Source organism: Schnuerera sp., assembly GCF_035459645.1.
Lineage (GTDB): Bacteria > Bacillota > Clostridia > Tissierellales > Tepidimicrobiaceae > Schnuerera.
On the sequence record NZ_DATHXO010000492.1, the window covers coordinates 1 to 2,821 of the forward strand.

Below are 2,821 nucleotides of genomic sequence, written 5' to 3' on the forward strand. Positions count from 1 at the left end.
GTAACTGAATAAGCGAAAAGCCCCGAAAGGGGCTTTTATGGTTTAGGATTATATAATATAATTTAATAGAGGGGGTGTTATTATGATTAAGGTTGAAGTTAGATTATTTGCTTATTTTAGAGAAGGTAGATGGAAGAAAAAAGTAATTGAGTTTAAAGAAGGAACTACCCTTTCTGATATAATAAATTGTTTAGGTATAAAGGAAGAAGAAGTGAGTATGCTTCTCCTAAATGGAATAGATGGTCCTGCTAGTCGTCAACTTAAAGATGGGGATGTTGTATCACTATTTCCACCAGTAGGAGGAGGATAAAATATTCATATTTATCAAAGATTGCTTAGGCAATCTTTTTTTATATAAAATATAATTGATCTAATTATACTTCGAGGGTCTAAACAATATGATATAATAAAGTATAATAAATAGTTATTGAGGAGAAGCCAATGAATCTTAACTATCTAAAAAAATATATTAATAGGTATAAAAGAGAATATTTTATAGCCGTTGCGTTTATAGTCCTTGAAACTATAGTAGATGTAGTTAATCCTACCATTATGTCAATGATAATTGATAAAGGGGTAAAAAATAAAGACATGGATTATATCTTGAAATTAGGAGGATTAATGATTGCCATTACCTTTATAGGGGCTATATTTGCAATCATTAGGAATATAGTTTCGTCTAAAGTATCTCAGAGTTTTGGTGCTGATTTACGGGAAGATTTATATACAAAGGTACAGGGTTTTTCCTTTGATAATATAGATAAATTTCAAGATGCCTCTTTGATTACTAGGCTTACCAATGATGTAAATCAGATACAAAATTTTTCTCATGGCATGATGAGGATCTTTGTCAAATCTCCTGTTCGTCTAATTGGGGCTATAATAATGGCGTTTTTATTGGATTTCAATATGGGCCTTATATTAATTGGCACCATTCCAGTAGCTGGACTAATTATATTTTTAAATCTTAAAATATCCTACCCCATATTTAAGAAAATGCAAATTGCCTTAGACAAGGTTAATGGAGTTATGAGGGAGTATCTAGCAGGTATTAGAGTGGTAAAGGCATTTAATAGATTTAATTATGAAAGACGTCGTTTTAAAGATGTAAATGATAATTTAAAGGAAAGGACCCTTAAAGGTATGAGAACAGTAGCAGTTTTTAATCCTTTAGTTGGGTTAATAGTAGATATAGGTATTGTGATTATCTTATGGGTTGGAGGAATTAGAGTAAACAATGGTAATCTAGAAGTTGGAAAGGTTATGGCTTTTATCAATTATATGTTATTGGTACACTTTTCACTTAGAATGATGACAAGAGTGTTAAATATGTTTATAAGGGCTAAAGCATCAGCAGAAAGGGTAGGAGAGGTATTTATAGAAGAGAATACTATATTGGAAAGAAGAAAGCCTATTTCTATAAATAAAGCTAAGGGACAGATTGAATTTGAACATGTTTACTTTAAATATTATTCAAACAGTAAATATGTATTGGAAGATATAAACTTTTCCATTAATCCCGGGGAAACATTAGCTATAATTGGCTCCACTGGTTCTGGAAAGACCTCCTTAGTTAATTTAATACCTCGATTTTACGATGTAGATAGAGGAAAAGTAAAGGTTGATGGCATAGATGTAAAAAAAGTTGATATTAGCAAATTGAGAGAAAATATTGGCATGGTAACTCAAAAACCCTTATTATTTACTGGTAGTATAATGGATAATATAAAATGGGGATGTGAAGAAGCCACTTATGAGGATGTGGTAAGGGTTTCTAAGATTTCAAAGGCTCACGATTTTATAATCTCTTTTAATGAAGGATATAATACATATCTAGGTCAAGGAGGAGTAAATTTATCAGGTGGTCAAAAACAGAGGATATCAATAGCTCGGGCTCTAATAAGAAATCCTTCCATATTAATTTTAGATGATAGTACCTCAGCAGTAGATATGATAACAGAAAAGAAGATTAGACAAGGATTAAATGAAAATTTAAGAAATACTACAACTATATTAATTGCTCAAAGAATAACATCAGTAATGGATGCAGATAAAATAATTGTTATGGATAATGGTAGAATAGTAGGACTAGGAACCCATGTAGAACTTATAGGTAGTTGTCAAGTATATAAGGATATTTGTCATTCACAGATTGGGAAGGGGGCTGCTGACATTGGACCCTAGACGTAGAAGAAGGGGATTATCAGGTATTGCTGGTGGCAGGCATGTCATTATGCCTACTGAAAAACCAAAAGATATGAAAGATACTTTAAAAAGACTTTGGAAGTTTTTTCAGGAGGAGAAAAAAGAGTTAATAATAATATTTTTATTAATTCTAACATCTGTAGGATTAACTTTATTGACCCCTTTTTTAATAGGTAAGGCTGTAGACACAATAGCTCCTGGCCCATATCTTGTAGAATTTAAAGATTTAAAATTCTATGCTTTAATCTTATTATTTGTATATATATTTAGTAATGGACTTGTATTTTTGCAGGAATATATGGTTTCTGGAATTTCCCAAAGAATAGTCCACAAGATAAGAGAAGGATTATATGAGAAACTTCAATCTCTGCCAATTATATTTTTTGATGCCAATACCCACGGAGAAATAATGAGTAGATTATCTAACGATGTTGATAATATAAGTATTACCATATCCCAATCTACTGTACAGCTTATGACTTCAGTAGTTAATATACTAGGTTCCCTAGCCATGATGATATATTTGAGTAGACTAATGACTTTAGCCAGCCTAATAACTGTACCAATGGTATTTTTATTAACTAAGATTATAGCTCGAAGAACAAAAGTTCTATTT

General features: G+C 31.2%; 3 protein-coding genes. All 3 read left to right on the forward strand.

The annotated features are described in order from the left end of the window. Nucleotides 1–82 precede the first annotated feature (82 nt). Nucleotides 83–310, forward strand: coding sequence for a MoaD/ThiS family protein (locus tag VK998_RS11585; RefSeq protein ID WP_325228488.1), 228 nt, complete (start codon nt 83–85; stop codon nt 308–310). A 131-nt stretch (nt 311–441) separates the two neighbouring features. Continuing rightward, complete coding sequence (locus VK998_RS11590) at nt 442–2,184, forward strand: ABC transporter ATP-binding protein (RefSeq protein ID WP_325228491.1); 1,743 nt, start codon at nt 442–444, stop codon at nt 2,182–2,184. Continuing rightward, nucleotides 2,174–2,821: ABC transporter transmembrane domain-containing protein (locus tag VK998_RS11595; protein ID WP_325228493.1), on the forward strand; the 648-nt coding region annotated here is incomplete at its 3' end. The genes VK998_RS11590 and VK998_RS11595, both read left to right, overlap by 11 nt.

Coding starts and splice junctions, on each gene's coding strand:
- VK998_RS11585 (WP_325228488.1), top strand. CDS start 83: ATGATTAAGGTTGAAGTTAGATTATTTGCTTATTTTAGAGAAGGTAGA.
- VK998_RS11590 (WP_325228491.1), top strand. CDS start 442: ATGAATCTTAACTATCTAAAAAAATATATTAATAGGTATAAAAGAGAA.